Origin of the sequence: Kitasatospora sp. NPDC093679 (assembly GCF_040683455.1) — a bacterium.
Classification (GTDB): domain Bacteria; phylum Actinomycetota; class Actinomycetes; order Streptomycetales; family Streptomycetaceae; genus Kitasatospora; species Kitasatospora arboriphila.
Genome location: NZ_JBFBDW010000041.1, coordinates 25,989 through 42,656, shown reverse-complemented (window position 1 = coordinate 42,656; position 16,668 = coordinate 25,989). Strand labels below are relative to the sequence as shown.

20 protein-coding genes are annotated in these 16,668 nt (G+C 75.3%); 12 read left to right on the top strand and 8 right to left on the bottom strand.

The genetic code is table 11. The features are described from left to right. Positions 1 to 22: 22 nt before the first annotated feature. Positions 23 to 232 carry a 4-oxalocrotonate tautomerase family protein gene (locus AB0O09_RS27705; RefSeq protein ID WP_363545838.1) on the bottom strand — a complete coding sequence of 70 codons (210 nt, stop codon included), beginning with the start codon at positions 230 to 232 and terminating at the stop codon, positions 23 to 25. 197 nt (positions 233 to 429) lie between these two features. On the opposite strand from AB0O09_RS27705, the gene AB0O09_RS27700 reads away from it, so the two are divergent. The 11 genes from AB0O09_RS27700 (at position 430) to AB0O09_RS27650 (ending at position 8,401) form a co-directional block, all read left to right on the top strand. Next, positions 430 to 1,266, top strand: coding sequence for an alpha/beta hydrolase (locus tag AB0O09_RS27700; RefSeq protein ID WP_363545835.1), 837 nt, complete (start codon positions 430 to 432; stop codon positions 1,264 to 1,266). Continuing rightward, a complete protein-coding gene (locus AB0O09_RS27695) occupies positions 1,266 to 1,832 on the top strand; it encodes a TetR-like C-terminal domain-containing protein (RefSeq protein WP_363545832.1) in 567 nt (188 codons plus the stop codon). Before AB0O09_RS27700 ends, AB0O09_RS27695 begins: the two co-directional genes overlap by 1 nt. Positions 1,833 to 1,873: 41 nt before the next feature. Next, on the top strand, positions 1,874 to 2,059 hold the full coding sequence (locus tag AB0O09_RS27690; RefSeq protein WP_030271416.1) for a hypothetical protein: 186 nt from the start codon (positions 1,874 to 1,876) through the stop codon (positions 2,057 to 2,059). A gap of 280 nt (positions 2,060 to 2,339) precedes the next feature. Then, positions 2,340 to 2,765 (top strand): PaaI family thioesterase, encoded by a 426-nt coding sequence (locus tag AB0O09_RS27685; RefSeq protein WP_344628306.1) that lies wholly within the window; start codon positions 2,340 to 2,342, stop codon positions 2,763 to 2,765. Positions 2,766 to 2,905: 140 nt separating this feature from the next. Then, positions 2,906 to 3,121, top strand: a complete 216-nt coding sequence (locus tag AB0O09_RS27680) for a hypothetical protein (RefSeq protein WP_363545828.1) — start codon at positions 2,906 to 2,908, stop codon at positions 3,119 to 3,121. A 112-nt stretch (positions 3,122 to 3,233) separates the two neighbouring features. Continuing rightward, complete coding sequence (locus AB0O09_RS27675) at positions 3,234 to 4,565, top strand: sensor histidine kinase (protein WP_363545887.1); 1,332 nt, start codon at positions 3,234 to 3,236, stop codon at positions 4,563 to 4,565. Continuing rightward, a complete protein-coding gene (locus AB0O09_RS27670; protein ID WP_363545825.1) occupies positions 4,549 to 4,962 on the top strand; it encodes a roadblock/LC7 domain-containing protein in 414 nt (137 codons plus the stop codon). Before AB0O09_RS27675 ends, AB0O09_RS27670 begins: the two co-directional genes overlap by 17 nt. Then, positions 4,959 to 5,327: a DUF742 domain-containing protein gene (locus AB0O09_RS27665; protein WP_344627444.1), complete on the top strand. Its 369-nt coding sequence runs from the start codon at positions 4,959 to 4,961 to the stop codon at positions 5,325 to 5,327. Before AB0O09_RS27670 ends, AB0O09_RS27665 begins: the two co-directional genes overlap by 4 nt. Next, positions 5,305 to 5,907: an ATP/GTP-binding protein gene (locus AB0O09_RS27660; RefSeq protein WP_344627445.1), complete on the top strand. Its 603-nt coding sequence runs from the start codon at positions 5,305 to 5,307 to the stop codon at positions 5,905 to 5,907. Before AB0O09_RS27665 ends, AB0O09_RS27660 begins: the two co-directional genes overlap by 23 nt. Continuing rightward, complete coding sequence (locus tag AB0O09_RS27655) at positions 5,904 to 7,328, top strand: cytochrome P450 (protein ID WP_363545823.1); 1,425 nt, start codon at positions 5,904 to 5,906, stop codon at positions 7,326 to 7,328. Before AB0O09_RS27660 ends, AB0O09_RS27655 begins: the two co-directional genes overlap by 4 nt. Then, the gene (locus AB0O09_RS27650; protein ID WP_344627447.1) at positions 7,292 to 8,401 is read left to right on the top strand and encodes a cytochrome P450; all 1,110 of its coding nucleotides are present in this window, start codon (positions 7,292 to 7,294) and stop codon (positions 8,399 to 8,401) included. The genes AB0O09_RS27655 and AB0O09_RS27650 overlap by 37 nt, the downstream gene beginning before the upstream one ends. 87 nt (positions 8,402 to 8,488) lie before the next feature. Here the strand turns inward: AB0O09_RS27650 and AB0O09_RS27645 are convergent, their stop codons facing one another. The 4 genes from AB0O09_RS27645 to AB0O09_RS27630 form a co-directional block, all read right to left on the bottom strand. Further along, on the bottom strand, positions 8,489 to 9,073 hold the full coding sequence (locus AB0O09_RS27645; RefSeq protein ID WP_030271403.1) for a TetR/AcrR family transcriptional regulator: 585 nt from the start codon (positions 9,071 to 9,073) through the stop codon (positions 8,489 to 8,491). A gap of 113 nt (positions 9,074 to 9,186) precedes the next feature. Next, positions 9,187 to 11,445, bottom strand: a complete 2,259-nt coding sequence (locus tag AB0O09_RS27640) for a YhgE/Pip domain-containing protein (RefSeq protein WP_363545819.1) — start codon at positions 11,443 to 11,445, stop codon at positions 9,187 to 9,189. Further along, on the bottom strand, positions 11,432 to 12,178 hold the full coding sequence (locus AB0O09_RS27635; protein WP_363545816.1) for an ATP-binding cassette domain-containing protein: 747 nt from the start codon (positions 12,176 to 12,178) through the stop codon (positions 11,432 to 11,434). Before AB0O09_RS27635 ends, AB0O09_RS27640 begins: the two co-directional genes overlap by 14 nt. 146 nt (positions 12,179 to 12,324) lie before the next feature. Then, positions 12,325 to 12,804 carry a carboxymuconolactone decarboxylase family protein gene (locus AB0O09_RS27630; protein ID WP_363545813.1) on the bottom strand — a complete coding sequence of 160 codons (480 nt, stop codon included), beginning with the start codon at positions 12,802 to 12,804 and terminating at the stop codon, positions 12,325 to 12,327. A gap of 50 nt (positions 12,805 to 12,854) precedes the next feature. Between AB0O09_RS27630 and AB0O09_RS27625 the strand changes: the two genes are divergently transcribed. Next, entirely contained in the window at positions 12,855 to 14,291 is a 1,437-nt protein-coding gene (locus AB0O09_RS27625; RefSeq protein WP_344627451.1) for a PLP-dependent aminotransferase family protein, read from the top strand. Between the two features lie 7 nt (positions 14,292 to 14,298). Here AB0O09_RS27625 and AB0O09_RS27620 read toward each other — a convergent pair whose 3' ends face one another. From AB0O09_RS27620 to AB0O09_RS27610, 3 genes are all read right to left on the bottom strand, one after another. Continuing rightward, positions 14,299 to 14,442, bottom strand: coding sequence for a DUF6126 family protein (locus AB0O09_RS27620; protein WP_344627452.1), 144 nt, complete (start codon positions 14,440 to 14,442; stop codon positions 14,299 to 14,301). A 38-nt stretch (positions 14,443 to 14,480) separates the two neighbouring features. After that, positions 14,481 to 15,071: an XRE family transcriptional regulator gene (locus AB0O09_RS27615; protein ID WP_344627453.1), complete on the bottom strand. Its 591-nt coding sequence runs from the start codon at positions 15,069 to 15,071 to the stop codon at positions 14,481 to 14,483. A 68-nt stretch (positions 15,072 to 15,139) separates the two neighbouring features. Further along, entirely contained in the window at positions 15,140 to 16,642 is a 1,503-nt protein-coding gene (locus AB0O09_RS27610; RefSeq protein ID WP_363545810.1) for an MFS transporter, read from the bottom strand. Positions 16,643 to 16,668: the final 26 nt, after the last annotated feature.

The following is a 16,668-nucleotide window of genomic DNA, read 5'->3' as shown; positions in this document are numbered from 1 at the left end:
CCGCGGGCCCGGCCCGCGGCGGTCAGCCGGCGGAGGCGGCCCGGGCCTGCTTGGCGGCGAAGGTCTCGCCGCCGGCCGCCCAGTTCTCGGCCGGGATCTCCTCGACGACGACCCAGACCTTCTCCGGGTCCATGTCGGTCGCCCGGGCGTAGGCGGCGGTGAGTTCGCGGGCGATCTCGGCGCGCTGCTCCTCGGTGCGGCCGGCCAGCTGCTTGACGGTGATGAGGGGCATGACGTCTCCGGTCTCTCGGTCTCTCGGCCTCTCGGCCTCTCGGCCTCTCGGTCCCGCGGCCCCGCGGCCCCGCGGCCCCGCCGAAAGCTACCGCAGCCGGCACGCGCCGCCGCGCCGCCCTTGACGGCTAAGGCTATTAGCCGTAGCTTTATGGCTACGGGCAATCAGCCGCGTCAGCGAGGCCAAGGAGGCCGGCCGTGAACGACACCCAGCACGCCCCGCAGACCCGCCACCTGGACGTCCCCGGCGGCCGCCTGGCGTACGACGACACCGAGCAGGGCACCGGCACCCCCGTCGTCCTGCTGCCCGGGATGCTCGACCTGCGGTCGGCCTACCGGCACCTGCACCCGCTGCTCACCGCCGCCGGACACCGGGTGGTCACCATGGACCTGCGCGGCATGGGCGAGTCCTCGACCGCGTGGGACGACTACTCGCCGACCGCGATCGCCGGCGACGTCCGCGCCCTGCTCGACCACCTGGGCATCGACCGCGCCGTCCTGGTGGGCAGCTCGTACACCGGCGCCACCGTCGTCCGGGTCGCCGCGGACGCACCGGAGCGGGTCGCCGGGATCGTCCTGGTCGACGCCTTCTTCGAGAACTTCCCGCCGAACCTGCTGCAGAAGGCCGTGGTCGGCCTGCTCGGCCCGGCCGTCACCTGGTTCCCCGGGCTGTGGGGCGCCGCGCAGAAGTTCTACTTCCCGACCGCGCGGCCCACGGACTTCGACGCCCAGCGGGCCCGGCTGGTCGCCGCGCTGAAGCAGCCGGGACGCCGCCGGGCGGTCCGCGGCTACGTCCGCGGCGACTCCGCGCCGACCGGCTGGGGCGCGGACGTGCGGTGCCCGGCGCTGGTCGTCATGGGCAGCCGGGACCCGGACTTCCCCGACCCGGCGGCGCTCGCCGAGCGGCAGGCCTCGGCGCTGCGCGGGCGTATGGTGATCATCGAGGGCGGCGGCCACTACCCGATGGCCGGGTACCCGCAGGCCACCGCCGACGCCCTGCTGCCCTTCCTGGCCGAAGTGAACGAGGTCGCCTGATGCCCCGGGCCGGACTGACCCCCGCCGCCGTCGTCGACCGCGCGCTGGAACTCGTCGACGAGCAGGGCCCGGAGACCCTCACCCTGGCCGCGGTCGCCGGCCGGGCCGGGGTGGCCACCCCCTCGCTCTACAAGCACGTCACCGGCGGCCTCGCCGAACTGCGCCGGCTGATCGCCGTCCGGGTCACCGACGAGCTGACCGAACGGCTGTCCCGGGCGGTGCTCGGCCGCGGCGGCGACGAGGCGCTCGCGGCGCTGATCGACGCCTACGTCGACTACGCGGTGCAGTACCCGTCGCGCTACGCGGCCCTGCCGCAGGCGCCGCAGGACGACCCGGCGTCGACCGCGGCGGCCGGCCGGCTGGTCGAGGTGATCCTGGCGGTGCTGCGCGGGTACGGGCTGGCCGGCTCCGAGCTGATCCACGCCACCCGGACGGTCCGTGCCGCGGCGCACGGCTTCGCCTCGCTGAGCACCGCCGGCGGGTTCCGGCTGGCCGAGGACGTCGCGACCACCCGGCAGCGGCTCACCGGGGTGCTGGTCGCGGGCCTGCGCGACTGGCCGCGCTGAACCGCCCGTGACCCGGCGGCGTCCCGCGCGTTGTGCAGGGCATGAAGAAGCGCAGCATGCTCGCCTTTGCCTCGCTCGCCGTCGGCGTCGTCGCCTCGCTGACCGCCCCGAGCGCCCACGCCGACGGGCCGCAGCACCGCACCGGTGACGCCAGGACGGTCACCGGCACCGAGCTCCCGGACACCGCCGCCGCCGAGCAGGCCGCCGAGGACGCCGACCTCGCCTGAGCCCGGGCGGCCCGCCGCCGCCCACCCCCGCTCCCCACGGGCCCGCGCCGACCGGCGCGGGCCTCCGTGCTGTCCGGGGCGGTGCACCGGGCCGGGCGGGCGGTGTGCCGGGCCGGGCGGGCGGTGTGCCGGGCCGGGCGGGCGGTGTGCCGGGCCGGGCGGGCGGTGTGCCGGGCCGGGCGGGCGGTGTGCCGGGCGGCACAGCCCCGACCGGGTTGACGCGGGGCGGGTCGGCGGCGGATGGTTCTGGGGCACTCCGCCCCCGCACCAGGACCGCGCCATGGACACCCTCACCGACCGCCTCCGCAGCAACCTCGACGGCCAGCCGATGCTGGCGACCCTGGGGGTGGAGATCGTCGAGCTGGCCCGCGGCCGGGTGGTCCTCGACCTGCCCGTGCGGCCCGCGGTGACCCAGCAGAACGGCTTCGTGCACGCCGGCGCCATCTCCACGCTCGCCGACGCGGCGGCCGGGGCGGCCGCGCTCTCCCTGATGCCCGAGGGCAAGGACGTGCTCAGCGTGGAGTTCAAGCTCAACCTGCTCAGCCCCGGGGTGGGCGAGCGGCTGCGGGCCACCGGCACGGTCGTCCGCAGCGGACGGACCGTCACCGTGGTCGGTGCCGAGGTCCGTTCGATCACCGGCGGCGTCCCCGGCAAGGAGGTCGCGCTGCTCCAGGGCACGATGATCGCCGTGGAGCACGCCCCGTGACCGCGGCCGGCCCGCGACGGCAGGGCATCGTCACCGAATCGGGACACCGGACGCCGCCCGGCGGGGTAGGTCTGGAAGTGGACGGCCCGCACCGGCCCCGGTCCGGCGGCACCCGGCAGGAACACGGAGGACGTGGAGAGATGACCAAGACGGCTCGCAGCACCGCGCCCGCCACCCGGCTCATCCCCGGCCAGCGCCCGCCGGCCGAGTCGCCGTTCGTCCCGCCGGCGGCCGGTCCCGGCACCGGTCCGGTCTCCGCGCTGCGCCGTGCGTTCGCGGTGGCCCGCGGGCTGCGCACGCTGCGTCCCGTCCCGGCACGGGCCCAGGAGTCCTACGGCGAGGTCGACGGCCAGTGAGGATCGACGCGTCGGCGTGCGGCATTCCGCTTGATTGACGCGTTCAGATCACCGTTCTGGCGATCTGTTCACACATACGTAGGATCATCATCCTAGAATTCGCCGCGTGACGATGTCTCAGTGGTGCGCAGCGGCAGCCGTTGTCCTCGCCGTCCCCGCGGTCCTGACCGCCGCGAGGTACCGGGCCGTCACCCGCACCCTGCGCCGCCGGCTCGACGAGCAGCAGCACGAACTCGACTCCCTGCGCGGCCGGTTGGCCGGTGAGCTGGCCCGACGCAGCGCCGAGAGCGCGGCCGTCCAGCGCGAGCAGGAGCTGACCGCCGGCACCCAGCGCGCCTTCCTCAGCGTCGCCCGCCGGATCCTGGTGATGGCCCACGACCAGCAGGCCGGGCTGGACGAGATGGAGCGCAACCACGACGACCCGGTGCTGCTGGAGGGGCTGCTCAAGGCCGACCACGCCGCCGCCCAACAGGCCCGGCTCGCCCAGACGCTGGCGGTGCTGTGCGGGGCCCGGGCCGGCCGGCACTGGCCCGAGCCGGTCGCGCTGGAGGACGTCGTCCGCGGTGCGCAGTCGCGCATCCTGCCGTTTCAGCGGGTCGTCGTCCGCAGCCGGTTGGAGACCGCGGTGGTGGGCGCCGCCGCGGAGGCGCTGATCCACGCGGTCGCCGAGCTGCTGGACAACGCCACCCGCTACTCGCCGCCCAGCACGCAGGTGTTCGTCACGCTGATGCCGGTGCACAACGGCGCCGTGATCGAGATCGACGACGCCGGTGTCGGCATGCCCGAGGGCGCGGTGGAGAAGGCCGCCGCGGCGTTGGCCGGCGGCGGCGGGCTGGAGGTGTCCCGGCTCGGCGAGGTGCCGCAGCTGGGCCTCGCCGCGGTCGGCCGGCTGGCCGAGCAGTACGGGTTCCGGGTCACGCTCAGCTCCGCGCCCTCGCCGTACGGCGGTGTGCGGGTGGTCCTGCTGCTGCCGAACGCGCTGCTCACCGAGCCGCTGCCGCACGCTCCGGCCGTCCCGTCCGCCGCGCCCGTCCCGTCCGCCGTCCCCTCGGCCCCGGCGGCGCCGCTGTCGCCCGCGGCCCCCGCCGCGGCACCGGCCGCCGCGGCACCGCAGGCCGCGCCCGCGGAGGGCGCGCTCCCGCGCCGCACCAACCGCCGCCGGGCCGCCCCCGCGCCCGGACGGCACGCCACCGAGCAGCCCGCCGCCGCGGTGCCGCAGCGTTCCGCCCGGGAGGCGCAGGCCTTCATGGCGCTCTTCCAGGCCGGCACCGCCAGCGGCCGGTCGGCCACCGGCCGCACCGCCCAGGACCAGCAGCACCAGCAGGACCAGCAGGACCAGCAGCACGGCACTCCGGCCGAGCCCGCCCCCGGGCCGGCCGGGACGCTTCCCGCCTCCCCCCAACACCCCCTGCGCGCAGGAGAGTTCTATGACCACCAATCCTGATCTCGGCTGGCTTCTCGCGGACATCGTCGCCGTGCCGGAGGTGCGGCACGCCGTCGTCGTCTCCAACGACGGGCTGGAGATCGGCCGCAGTGCCAAGATCGGCCGCGACGACGCCGAACGGCTCGCCGCCGCCTGCTCCGGGCTGCAGTCGCTCGCCCGCGGCGTGGCGCAGGGCTTCGGCGGACCGGGCAGTGCGACCCGGCAGATCGTCGTCGAGTACGGCGGCGGCTACCTGTTCATCGTCGCCGCCGGGGCCGGCGCGCATCTCGCGGTGGTGACCGGCGAGGCGGTCGACGCCGGGCTGGTGGCCTATCAGATGCAGGTGCTGGTCGAGCGGATCGGCACCCACCTGACCAGTCCGCCCCGGATCGAGCAGGCGGCCGGGGACGCGCGGTGAGCGGCCCGGTCCGGCCGTACGTGATCACGGGCGGCCGGAGCCGGCCCAGCCGGAACGTCCTGGCACTGGAGAGCCTGGTCTCCACCGTGCCCGGGGCGGACCTCGGCGAGGCCGAGCTCAACCGGGAACACCAGCGCATCCTGGCGCTCTGCGGGCGGTTGCTCGCGATCGCCGAGATCGCCGCCCACCTGCACCTGCCGCTCAGCGTGGTGAAGGTGCTGGTCGGTGATCTCTGGGACCTCGGCGCCGTCCAGGTCCTGCCCCCGGCCACCGCCGTCCACCGGTCGCCGGACGTCCCGCAGGCCGACCGCCTGCCCACGTCGCTCCTCGAGGAGGTACTCGTTGGCCTCCGCCAACTCCGCTGAGCCGTCCTATCTGCCCTCCACCGTGCAGGGCGCCGTCAAGGTCCTCGTCACCGGGCCCTTCGGCGTCGGCAAGACCACCCTCGTCGGGTCGCTCAGCGAGATCGCGCCGCTGCGCACCGAGGAGACCATGACCGCGGCCGGCGTCGGCATCGACGACCTCACCGGCCGGACGGGCAAGACCACCACCACCGTCGCCCTCGACTTCGGCCGGATCACCCTCAACCCGCAGCTCGCGCTCTACCTCTTCGGCACCCCGGGCCAGCAGCGCTTCTGGCCGCTGTGGGAGGACCTCTCGCGCGGTGCGCTCGGCGCGATCGCCCTGGTGGACACCCGCCGGATCGGCGAGAGCTTCGACGTGCTCGGCCAACTGGAGGAGCAGGGCATCCCGTTCGCGGTGGCGGTCAACGTCTTCCCGGACACCGTGCGCCACTCCGAGCAGGAGCTGCGCGACGCGCTCGACCTGCTGCCCGACGTGCCGATCCTGCACTGCGACGCCCGCGACCGGCAGGCCGCCTACGACGTGCTGATCGACTTCGTCGCCCATCTGCACGCCACCGCCGTACTGGAGCTCCAGCCATGACCAGCCCCCTGCCGGAGACCGGCCCGGTGCCGCCGCCCGGCTGCCCGATGCACCGGGCCGGCGGCGGCCGCCCCGCGCCGCTGTACGGCCCGGCGGTCTCCGACGACCCGCACGGCCTGTACGCCCGGCTCCGCGAGCAGTACGGGCCGGTCGCCCCGATCGAGCTGGAGCCGGGCGTCGAGGCCTGGCTCGTCCTCGGCTACCCCGAGCTGCTCGAACTCACCCGCAACGAGGCGCTGTTCTCCAAGGACTCGCGGCGCTGGCGGGTCGCCCGGGAGGGCCGGCTGGCCGCCGACTCCCGGCTGCTGCCGATGACCGCCTGGCGGCCCACCCTGCTCAACCTGGACGGCGCCGAGCACCAGCGGCTCCGTTCGGCCGTCGCCGACACGCTGTCGAGGATCGACCACCGGCAGCTGCGCACCACCACCGAGGCGGCGGCCAACGCGCTGATCGACGGCTGGGGCCCGGACGGCACCGCCGACCTGATCGCCCAGTACGCCCGACGGCTTCCGCTGCTGGTCTTCACCCAGCTGCTCGGCCTGCCCGCCGAGGCCGGCCCCCACCTGATCGAGCTGATCAGCCACTTCGTGGACAGCAGTGAGAAGTCGGTGCGGGCCAACGCCGAGTTCCAGGCGATCCTGGTCGACCTGGTGCGGCGCCGCCGCGAGCAGCCCGGCGCCGACCTCACCTCCTGGCTGCTGGCGCACCAGGCGGGCCTGACCGACGAGGAGGCGGTGCACCACCTGGTGGTGATCCTCGTCGCGGGCAACGAGACGACCATCAACTGGACGGGCAACGCGCTGCGGCTGCTGCTGACCGACCGCCGCTTCCGCTCCACGCTGACCGGCGGGCGCCTCAGCGTCTCGGACGCCCTGGACGAGGTGCTCTGGCGGGACCCGCCGACGCAGAACTTCCCCGGCCGGTGGGCGACCGGCGACACCGTGCTCGGCGGCCAGTACATCAGCGCCGGCGACATGCTGGTGCTCGGCCTCGCCGGGGCGAACGCGGACCCCGCGGTGCACGGCCCGGACGGCATCGGCGGCAACCGGGCGCACCTCGCCTGGGGTGCCGGCCGGCACGTCTGCCCGGCCCAGCACCCGGCCCGGCTGATCGTCGAGACCGCCGTCGAGACCCTGCTGCACCGGCTGCCCGACCTGCAGCTCGCGGTACCGGCGGCCGAGTTGAAGTGGCGGCCGTCGCCCTGGTCGCGCGCCCTGGTCGACCTGCCGGTGCTGTACAGCGCGTTCTCCCCGCCCCGCCCCGCCGCGTCCGAAAGGCCGACATGGACACCGCCGACCGTCCCGCCCCCGTCAGACTCGACCCCTTTGGACGCGACCAGCACACCGAGAACGCCCGGCTCCGGGAGGCCGGGCCGGCGGTCCTGGTGGAACTCCCTGGCGGGGTGGTGGTCTGGGCGATAACCCACCACGACACCCTGCAGGAGCTGCTCGCTGACCCGCGGGTCGGCAAGAACGCGCAGCTGTGGACGACCTTCCGCGAGGGCCGGCTGCCCGAGGGCTGGCCGCTGCTGAACTTCGTCACGGTGCCCGGCATGGTCACCGCGGACGGCGCCGACCACCGCCGGCTGCGCGGCCTGGTCACCCAGGCGTTCACCCCGCGCCGGATCGCCGAGCTGGCGCCCGCGGTCGAGGCCCGTGCCGAGCGGCTGCTCGACGGACTGGCCGGCCTGGAGGGCGAGTTCGACCTTCGGGAGCACTTCGCCTACCCGCTGCCGATGCAGGTCATCGGTGAACTCCTCGGCCTGGACGTGACGCAGCAGGACGAGCTGCACGAGCTGTCCGACACCCTGGTGTCCAGCTCGGCGACCCCGCAGGCCGCGATCGCCGCCCAGCAGGGCCTGTTCGCGCTGCTCGGCTCGGTGATCGCCGCCAAGCGGGAGAAGCCGGGCGACGACCTCACCACCGACCTCATCGCCGCCCGCGAGGAGGGCGACCGGCTCTCCGAGCAGGAGCTGGTGGGCACCCTGCTGCTGATGCTGGTCGCGGGGCACGAGACCACGCTGAACCTGATCACCAACGCGGTGCGGGCGCTGCTGGCCCACCCGGACCAGCTGCGGCTGGTGCTGGACGGGAAGGCCACCTGGTCGGCGGTGGTCGAGGAGACGTTGCGGTACGACTCGCCGGTCGGCCAGTTCCCGCTGCGCTACGCGGCCGAGGACATCGAGGTCGGCGGGGTGCTGATCCGCCGCGGCGAGGCGCTGCTGGCCTCGTACGCGGCCGCCGGGCGGGACTCGGGGCACCACCCGGAGGCGGACCGGTTCGACGTCACCCGGGCGCCGTCCCGGCACCTGTCCTTCGGGCACGGGCCGCACTTCTGCCTGGGCGCCGGGCTGGCCCGGCTGGAGGCGGAGACTGCCCTGCGCGGGCTGTTCGGCCGCTACCCGACCCTGGTGGCGGCGGACGGACCGGCCCCCGAGCCGATCGCCTCGTTCGTCTCCAACAGCGTGCGGAAGCTGCCGGTACGGATCGGCTGACGCTCGGACGGTCGATTCAGGGGCGCGTGGGGGGAGGTGCCCCCACGCGCCCCTGTGTGGCATCCCGTACGCCCCTTGGAGGCCGCCCTAGGCCGGGGTGATGCGGCCGTGGACGAGGCGCACCAGGGCGGCGTGCACGTCGTCGAGGCTGCGGTCGGGCTGGAAGGCCAGCCAGTCGAGGGCGACCACCAGCACCATGCCGAACAGCGCCGAGGCGATCAGCTGGGTGTCCAGGTCGTCCGAGAGCAGGCCCTCGCCGACGGCCTCGTCGAGCACCGCGGCGACCACGGCGACGGCGCTGTCGCGCATCATCCGCAGCGACTCGTGCCAGGCCCGGTTGGTGCGCCAGGTCTCGGCGACGAACAGCTGCGCGAAGGACGGGTAGGCGGCGATGAAGACCAGGCCGGCCCGGATCATCGCGTCGAGGCCCTCCATCGGCGGTCTGCCCTCGGCGGCCTCCCGCAGCGAGTCGGTGAGCAGCCCGGTGCCGTGCTTGAGCAGGCCCTCGAACAGCTCGGTCTTGCTGGCGAAGTTGTAGTAGACGGTGCCCTTGGCCACCTGGGCGCGTTCGGCGATCTCGTCGACGGTGGTGGCGGAGAAGCCCTTCTCGGCGATGAGGGTGACGGCGGCCTCGTACAGCTTCTGCCGGGTCGCGCTGCGGCGTTGGCTCATGGGTGCTTCCGGAGGGTGGGGGACGCCGGCGCCGACGGGCGCCGGGTGGGTGGGGAACGAAGAATGCCGGGCGCGCGGATCGTACCGCGCGCCCGGCAGGGTCCTGCGGAGTGTCAGAGCGACAGCTCCGGGTGCAGCCGGGAGAGCGTCCAGACCTGGCGGCGGCGGGCGGTCAGCACGGTGAGCGCGAGCGCGCCGGCCCAGAAGGCGGCGAGCACGGCGCTGCCCGTCCACACGACGGTGAGGTCGCCGCCGCTGATCAGCCTGCGCAGTCCGGCGACCACGTAGGTCATCGGCAGGAAGGGGTGGATCGCGTTGAAGAAGCCGGGGCTGGACTCGACCGGGTAGGTGCCGCCGGCCGAGGTGAGCTGCAGCATCAGCAGGGCGAGGGCGAGCAGCCGGCCGGCCGGGCCGAACCGGGCGTTGATCCACTGCATCAGGGCGGTGAAGCAGAGCACGGTGAGCGCGAGGTAGCCGAGCAGGCCGGCCGTCCGCTCGGGCTGTAGGCCGAGGCCCCAGTGCAGCACGCCGATCAGCGCGGCGGCCTGGGCGAGGCCCATCGCGGCGGCGGGCAGCCAGCCGGCCAGTGCCACCCGCCAGGAGGGGGCGTTGCCGGCGAGGGCGCGCGGGCCGAGCGGGCGCATCAGCATGTAGGTCACCATCGCGCCGACCCACAGCGCGAGCGGCACGAAGTACGGGGCGAAGCCGGTGCCGTAGTTGGGCGCCTTGTTGAGCTCCTGGCGGGCGAGGGCGACGGGGTCGCTCATCGCGGCGGTGCGGGCGGCGCGCTGGCCGTCGGTGTAGTCGGGGATCTTCGCGGCGCCGTCCTGCAGCCCGGTGGCGAGCTTGCCGGAACCGTCGGCGAGGGTGCCGAGGCCGTCGTCGAGGCGGGCGGCGCCGTCGGCGAGCCGGCCGGTGGCGGAGTCGAGGGCGGTCATGCCGGTGGAGAGCCGGTAGATGCCGCCGGAGAGGCGGTGGGCGCCGTCGTCGAGGCGGCCGAGGCCGCTGTCGAGGCCGCGGATGCCGGTGAGGGCGGCGGCGGTGCCCTGCTTGATCCTGGCGGCGCCGTCGGCGACCTGGCGGGCGCCGTCGTCGAGGCGGTGCAGGTCGGCGACCTTGGCGTCGAACTTCGCGGCGAGGTCGGGGTCGGCGAGCTTCCGGGCGGCCGTCTGCACGTCGTCGGCGAGGGCCGCGACCTCGTCCAGCTTGGGCGTCGCCCGGTGGATCAGGGCGTCGGTGTCCTCGGCGGCGGTGACCAGGCGGTGGCCGATCTTCGAGAGCTCGGCGTCCTCCCGGCAGTCGCCGGCGTCGTGGCCCGGGGCGGGCGTGCCGCCGGGGCAGTTCCGGGCGTACCTGGCGTCGATCTCGCCGGACACCTTGCGGGCGTCGGCGAGGACGGCCGCGGAGCGGGCAGGCAGGTCCTTCAGGTCGGTGGAGAGCTTCGCGGCGGCTTCGGCGGTGAGCCGGGCGGCGGTGCGGATCTGCTCCGGGTACGTGTGCAGCACCGGGGAGATCTTGCGGGCCAGCGGGTCGACCTCGTCGGTGAGCTGCTGGGTGCCGTCGGCGACCTGCCGGGCGCCGGTGGTCAGCTCGGCCAGGCTGTCGTCGATCCGGGCGATGCCGTCGTCGAGGCTGCTGCTGCCCTGCTTGGCCTTGTCCAGGCCGTTGGCGAGGTCGGCGGCGCCGGTGCGGGCGGTGCGGCCGCCGGCGGCGAGCTGCTCGGTGCCGTCCTTGGCGCGGGCGGTGCCGTCGGCGAGCTTCGCCGAGCCGTCGTGAGCCCGGTTGGCGCCGTCGGCGAGCTGGTGGGCGCCGGTGGCGGCCTGCGCGGTGCGGTCGTGCAGGTCGGAGAAGCCGAGGAAGATCTTGTCGTAGAACCCGGCGGAGGCCTTGGCGCTGGCGGCGGCCCGGACTTCCCCGAACACCGTCTTGGAGATCGATCCGACGACGTAGTTGTTGGAGTCGTTGGTGCGCACCTGGAGGGTGCCGCGCTCCGGGTGGTCGCCGTTGCTGCTGGCGATGCCTGCGCTGAAGCCGGCGGGGACGGTGAGGGTCAGGTAGTAGCGGCCGGTGGCCAGGCCCTTCTCCGCGTCGGCTGCGGTGGTCTCCTGCCAGTCGAAGGTGCGGCTCTGCCGGAGCCTGGCGGTCAGGTCGTGTCCGGCGTCGACCCGGTTGCCCTCGACGGTGACGGCGCGGTCCTCGTTGACGAGGGCGACCGGCAGCTTGTCGAGGCGGCCGTACGGGTCCCAGAACGACCAGAGGTAGAGCGCGCCGTAGAGCAGCGGGAGCAGCAGCAGGGCGGCCATCGCGGCGCGGGGCAGCCGGCCGCGGGAGAAGCGGCCGAACTCCAGGCGGGCCAGGCTAAGCGCGCGCATCGGCGGCCTCCTCCTCGGGTGCCGCGGCGGTCCCCGCGGGATCGTCGGTGCGGGTGGTGCGCGCGATCAGGTCGGCGAGGCCGGCGGCGCGTCCGGCGTCGGCGGTGGTGGCCAGCACGGTGGTGCCGCGGTCGGCGACGTCGCGGAGCAGCTGCCAGGCGGCGCGGCGGGCGGTGTCGTCGAGGCGGTCGTCGATGTCGTCGACGCAGAGCAGCCGGGGCCCGCCGATCAGGGCGAGCGCGGTCGAGAGCCGCAGGCGGTCGAGCGCGCCGAGCTCCCGGGCGGGGGTGCGCAGCCCTTCGGGGAGGGTCGCGGGGTCGAGGCCTGCGGCTGCGAGCGCGTCGGCGGCCCGCCGGTCGGTGCCGCGGCGCACCAGGGGGGCGAACGGGCGTCCGTGCAGGTGGAGCTGTTCGCGCAGGTGGGCGGCGACGCTGAGCGCCGGGTCGGGCTCGTTGACGCCGGGGACGGGGCCGAGGGCGGCGATCCGGCGGACCTTGGCGGCGTGCCGGGGCAGTTCGAGGCCGTCGACGGCGGCGCTGCCGCCGGTGGGGCGCATCCGTCCGGCGAGGGTCAGCAGCAGGGAGGTGCGGCCGGTGCCGGCCTCGCCCTCCAGCGCGACCAGGGCGCCGGGTGGCGCCTCGAATCCGACGTCCCGGTAGACCCAGCCCCGTGCTCCGCGCAGTGACAACGCCTCGGCGCGGACGGCGGCCCCGGTGGTGTTCCGGTCGGCCATGGCGCCCCTCCCCCGTTTTTGAACTGACCAGTCAGTTCAAATATAGGGGCACCGCGGGCCCGGTCCCCACCGGACCGGACCCGACGGACTGTGAGATGGCTTACGGCCGGCCCGGATCGGCGGCCGGACACCTCCGGGACGGGCCCTCAGGCCTGCTTCGGGGCCGGGCTCAGCCGGGAGGTGATGGCGATCCGGTTCCACGAGTTGATCGCGATGATCAGGGCGATCAGCTGTGCCAGCTCCTGCTGGTCGAAGTGCTTGGCGGCCTCGTCGTAGACGGCGTCCGGCACGTGCCCCTGGGTGACCAGGGTGACGGCCTCGGTGAGGGCGAGGGCGGCGCGCTCGCGGGCGGTGTACCAGGGGGCCTCGCGCCAGGCCGGCAGGGTGGCGAGCCGGTGCTCCTGCTCGCCGCCCTTGCGGGCGTCGGTGGTGTGCATGTCCAGGCAGAACGCGCAGCCGTTGATCGCCGAGGCGTGGATCTTGACCAGCTCGGCCAGCGCGGGCTCGATCCCGGCCCGGGCGGCGCGGTCCAGGTCGATCATGGCGCGGTAGAAGCCGGCGGCCTGCTCGGGCAGGGAGATCCGCTGGACGGGGGCGGGGACGTAGGCAGTCTCGTCGGTGGTCATGGGTCCCACGCTAGGAGCGAAGTGGCCCGCGGGTGTGGTTCATTGGCGGCATGGAATCCTGGGCCACTTTCGGCGGCGACCTGCACCTCGACCTGACCGCGGGGCGCTCCCGGGGCCTGGGCCTGCGGGCCGCCCTGGAGGACGCGCTGCGCGAGGCCGTCCGCACCGGGCGGCTGCCCCGGGGCACCCGGCTGCCGTCCTCCCGGGAGCTCTCCCGGGACCTCGGCATCGCCCGGAACACCGTGGCGGAGGCGTACGCCCAGCTCTCGGCCGAGGGCTGGCTGGCCTCCCGGCAGGGCTCGGGCACGGTGGTGGCGGACCGCGGCACCCCGTCCGTGCCGGCCCCCGCCTCACCGGCGCCGCGCACCCCGGCCGTCCGGCACGACCTGATGCCGGGCCGTCCGGACGTCTCGCGCTTCCCGCGCTCCGCCTGGCTGGCGGCCGCCCGGCGGGCCCTGGCCACCGCCCCGCACGAGGCCTTCGGGTACACCGACCCGCGCGGCCGGATCGAGCTGCGGCGCGCCCTGGCCGGCTACCTCGCCCGGGTCCGCGGCGTGCGGACCGACCCGGAGCGGCTGCTCGTCTGCGCCGGCTACACCCAGGGTCTCGGCCTGCTCTGCGAGGTGCTGCGCGAGCAGGGGGTGGGCACCGTCGCGGTCGAGGAGTACGGGCTGCCGCCGCAGCTGGAGGTGCTGTCCGCCAAGGGCCTGGCCACCGCGGCCCTGCCGCTGGACGCCGGCGGCGCCCGGACCGACCTGCTGGCCGGCACCGGCGCCGGGGCGGCGGTGCTCACCCCGGCGCACCAGTTCCCCACCGGGGTGCCGCTGCGGGCCGCCCGGCGGGCGGCCGCCGTCGCCTGGGCGCGGGAGAGCGGCGGGCTGGTGGTGGAGGACGACTACGACGGGGAGTTCCGCTACGACCGCCAGCCGGTCGGCGCGATGCAGGCGCTGGACCCGGAACGGGTGGTGCACGCGGGCACGGTGAGCAAGAGCCTGGCGCCGGGCCTGCGGATCGGCTGGCTGGCGCTGCCGGCCGCGCTGGTCGGCCCGGTGGCCCGCCGCAAGGAGCTGGCGGACGGCCAGTCCGGGGTGATGGACCAGCTGACCCTGGCCGAGCTGATCGCCTCCGGCGCCTACGACCGGCACGTGCGGCGCAGCCGGCTGCAGTACCGGCGGCGGCGCGACCGGCTGGTGGCGGTGCTGGCGGAGCGGGCGCCGGAGGTCCGGGTCACCGGCATCGCGGCCGGGCTGCACGCGGTGCTGGAGCTGCCGCCCGGCTCGCTGGACGAGGAGGAGCTGCGCCGGCAGGCCGCCTGGCTGGGCCTCTCGCTGAACACCCTGGGCTGGTGCCGGACCCCGTCCGCGGGCCCGGAGCCGGAGCGCCCGCCGGCCCTGGTGATCGGCTACGGTACCCCGTCGGACCGGGCCTTCGAGCCCGCCCTGGACGCGCTCTGCACCCTGATCCGGCTCTCGGCTCCCGGGCCGTGAGGCGCCGTCAGCCGTTCTTCCGGGAGCCGATCTCGAAGAGCAGGATGACGAAGCCGGCGAAGACGTGCGTGGCGACCATGTAGATCGAGGCGCGGATCAGCACCCGGCGGTCGGTGCGCCGCCCGGCGTCGGTGGTGGTGGGCTTGCTCATGTCCGTCCTCCTGGGGTGTCGGGCCGGTCGAACGCCGGTCAGATCCGGGGTGCGTCGCCGAGGCACAGGTCGCCGCCGGGGCTCTGCAGCAGGGTGTGCAGGAACAGCAGCTCGACCCCGCCGGGCGTGTCGGCGGCGATGCAGTGCGGGGTGAGCGAGTCGAAGTGCGCCGAGTCGCCCTCGTCGAGGTGGTGGACGTTCTCGCCGAGGGTGAGCCGCAGCCGCCCGCGCAGCACGTAGAGCCACTCCTCGCCGGGGTGCACCCGGACGACGGCGTCCTGCACGCTCGGCGGCACCTGGACGCGCAGTGCCTGCAGGGCGCGGCCGGGCGCGCCGGCCCGCCGGTAGCCCCAGCCGCCGGCCAGCCCGGGCTCGATGGCGCCGCCGCGGACCACCGGGTCGGGCTCTCCGGGCTGCTCGCCGAGCAGCCCGGAGACGGTGGTGCCGTAGGCACGGGCGAGACCGAGCAGCACGGGCAGCGAGGGCTGCCGCCGCCCGGTCTCCAACCGCGACAGATAGGCTGGGGAGAGGCCGACCCGGGCGGCAGCGCCCTCCAGGGTCAGCCGCCCGGCCGTCCGGTGCTCGCGCAGTCGCGCGCCGAGGCCCGCGACCTCCTGGTCGTCCGTCATGCGACCAGTCCACACCCGTCGTGCCTGCCGGGCAAGAAATTTGCCCCGGAGGCAAACCGCTCGACGTCTCAGCCGATCAGCGCCGGCTCCTCCGCCGTGCGGACGGCCCCGTCCCGCTCGCCGCCGGTGTCCTGCCCGGCCGTCCGCGGGCGGTGCTTCGGCAGCGCTCCCATCAGCAGGAACACCAGCAGCAGGCCGCCGGCCACCCACCAGAGCGAGGCGGTGAACGCGGCCGTGAACGCCCGGCCGTCGGCGAGTTCGGCCGGCGCCGCGCCGTCGACCACGCCGAAGAAGGCCACCGAGGTCAGGCCGAGGCCGAGCGCCACGCCCAGCTGGTTCACCGTGTTGACCAGGCCGGAGGCGGAGCCGGCGTGCTCCCGCGGCACCTCGGAGAGCACCGCGTCCGTCAGCGGCGCCACGATCAGGCCCATCCCGGCGCCCATCACCACGAGCGGCGCCGCCATCTGCCAGGGGGTGATGCCGGTGCCCAGCCACTCGGCGAGGACGAGGTACAGGAGGGTGCCCGCCGCCATCACCAGCGCGCCCGCCCGCAGCACCCCGCGGCCGAACCGCGGCACCAGCTTCTGCACCGAGAGCCCGGCGGCGGTGGAGACCGCCAGCGAGAACGGCAGGCCGGTCAGTCCGGCCCGCATCGGGCTCCAGCCGAGGCCGAGCTGCATGTAGAGCGTCCAGACCAGGAAGAACACGCCGCAGGCGGTGCCGTGGCCGAGCTGCACGCCGATCCCGGCGGCGAAGCTGCGCACCCGGAACAGCGAGAGCTCCACCAGCGGGGAGCCGTCCCGGCGGGACTTGGCCCGCTCGTACCGGACGAACAGCGCAAGCACGGCGAGGCCGCCCGCCATCACCGCGTAGCCCCACAGCGGCCAGCCGAGCTCCCGGCCCTGGGTCAGCGGGTAGAGCACCATCAGCAGGCCCGCGCTGGCCAGCGCCATGCCGACCAGGTCCAGCCGGAGCGCCTGCGGTGCCTTCGACTCGTCGATGAAGACCCGGCCGAGCAGCAGTCCGGCCACGCCGACGGGCAGGTTGACCAGGAAGATCGGGCGCCAGCCGAGGCCGGCCACGTCCCACTCGGTGAGCAGCGCACCCAGCAGCGGCCCGGTCACCGCGCCCAGGCCCACCATCGCGCCGAACAGGCCGAACACCTTGCCGCGCTCCTCGGCGGGGAAGCCCGCGTGGACGATCGCCAGCACCTGCGGCACCATCAGCGCACCCGCCGCGCCCTGCAGCACCCGCGCCGCGACGAGCATGTCCGGCCCGGTCGCGAGGCCGCAGAGCGCCGAGGCGGCGGTGAAGCCGGCGATGCCCAGCAGGAAGAGCCGCTTGCGTCCGTAGATGTCGCCGAGCCGGCCGCCGGTGATGAGGCCGACCGCGAAGGCCAGCGCGTAACCGGCGCTGATCCACTGCAGCGCGCTGAACGAGGCGCCGGTCTCCTCCCGGATGCTCGGCATCGCGATGTTCACGATGGTGACGTCCACCAGGTCCATCAGGCTGGCCGTCATCACCACGGCGAGCGCGAACCAGCGCCTGCGGTCGGGACGTTCGGGGGTCATGGTGCTCCTCGGAAGCGCGTGGGAGG

Bases quoted from the DNA above. Each gene is read 5' to 3' on its own strand.
- AB0O09_RS27705 (WP_363545838.1), bottom strand. From the start codon at position 232: ATGCCCCTCATCACCGTCAAGCAGCTGGCCGGCCGCACCGAGGAGCAG.
- AB0O09_RS27695 (WP_363545832.1), top strand. From the start codon at position 1,266: ATGCCCCGGGCCGGACTGACCCCCGCCGCCGTCGTCGACCGCGCGCTG.
- AB0O09_RS27690 (WP_030271416.1), top strand. From the start codon at position 1,874: ATGAAGAAGCGCAGCATGCTCGCCTTTGCCTCGCTCGCCGTCGGCGTC.
- AB0O09_RS27685 (WP_344628306.1), top strand. From the start codon at position 2,340: ATGGACACCCTCACCGACCGCCTCCGCAGCAACCTCGACGGCCAGCCG.
- AB0O09_RS27680 (WP_363545828.1), top strand. From the start codon at position 2,906: ATGACCAAGACGGCTCGCAGCACCGCGCCCGCCACCCGGCTCATCCCC.
- AB0O09_RS27675 (WP_363545887.1), top strand. From the start codon at position 3,234: ATGTCTCAGTGGTGCGCAGCGGCAGCCGTTGTCCTCGCCGTCCCCGCG.
- AB0O09_RS27670 (WP_363545825.1), top strand. From the start codon at position 4,549: ATGACCACCAATCCTGATCTCGGCTGGCTTCTCGCGGACATCGTCGCC.
- AB0O09_RS27655 (WP_363545823.1), top strand. From the start codon at position 5,904: ATGACCAGCCCCCTGCCGGAGACCGGCCCGGTGCCGCCGCCCGGCTGC.
- AB0O09_RS27645 (WP_030271403.1), bottom strand. From the start codon at position 9,073: ATGAGCCAACGCCGCAGCGCGACCCGGCAGAAGCTGTACGAGGCCGCC.
- AB0O09_RS27640 (WP_363545819.1), bottom strand. From the start codon at position 11,445: ATGCGCGCGCTTAGCCTGGCCCGCCTGGAGTTCGGCCGCTTCTCCCGC.
- AB0O09_RS27635 (WP_363545816.1), bottom strand. From the start codon at position 12,178: ATGGCCGACCGGAACACCACCGGGGCCGCCGTCCGCGCCGAGGCGTTG.
- AB0O09_RS27630 (WP_363545813.1), bottom strand. From the start codon at position 12,804: ATGACCACCGACGAGACTGCCTACGTCCCCGCCCCCGTCCAGCGGATC.
- AB0O09_RS27625 (WP_344627451.1), top strand. From the start codon at position 12,855: ATGGAATCCTGGGCCACTTTCGGCGGCGACCTGCACCTCGACCTGACC.
- AB0O09_RS27620 (WP_344627452.1), bottom strand. From the start codon at position 14,442: ATGAGCAAGCCCACCACCACCGACGCCGGGCGGCGCACCGACCGCCGG.
- AB0O09_RS27615 (WP_344627453.1), bottom strand. From the start codon at position 15,071: ATGACGGACGACCAGGAGGTCGCGGGCCTCGGCGCGCGACTGCGCGAG.
- AB0O09_RS27610 (WP_363545810.1), bottom strand. From the start codon at position 16,642: ATGACCCCCGAACGTCCCGACCGCAGGCGCTGGTTCGCGCTCGCCGTG.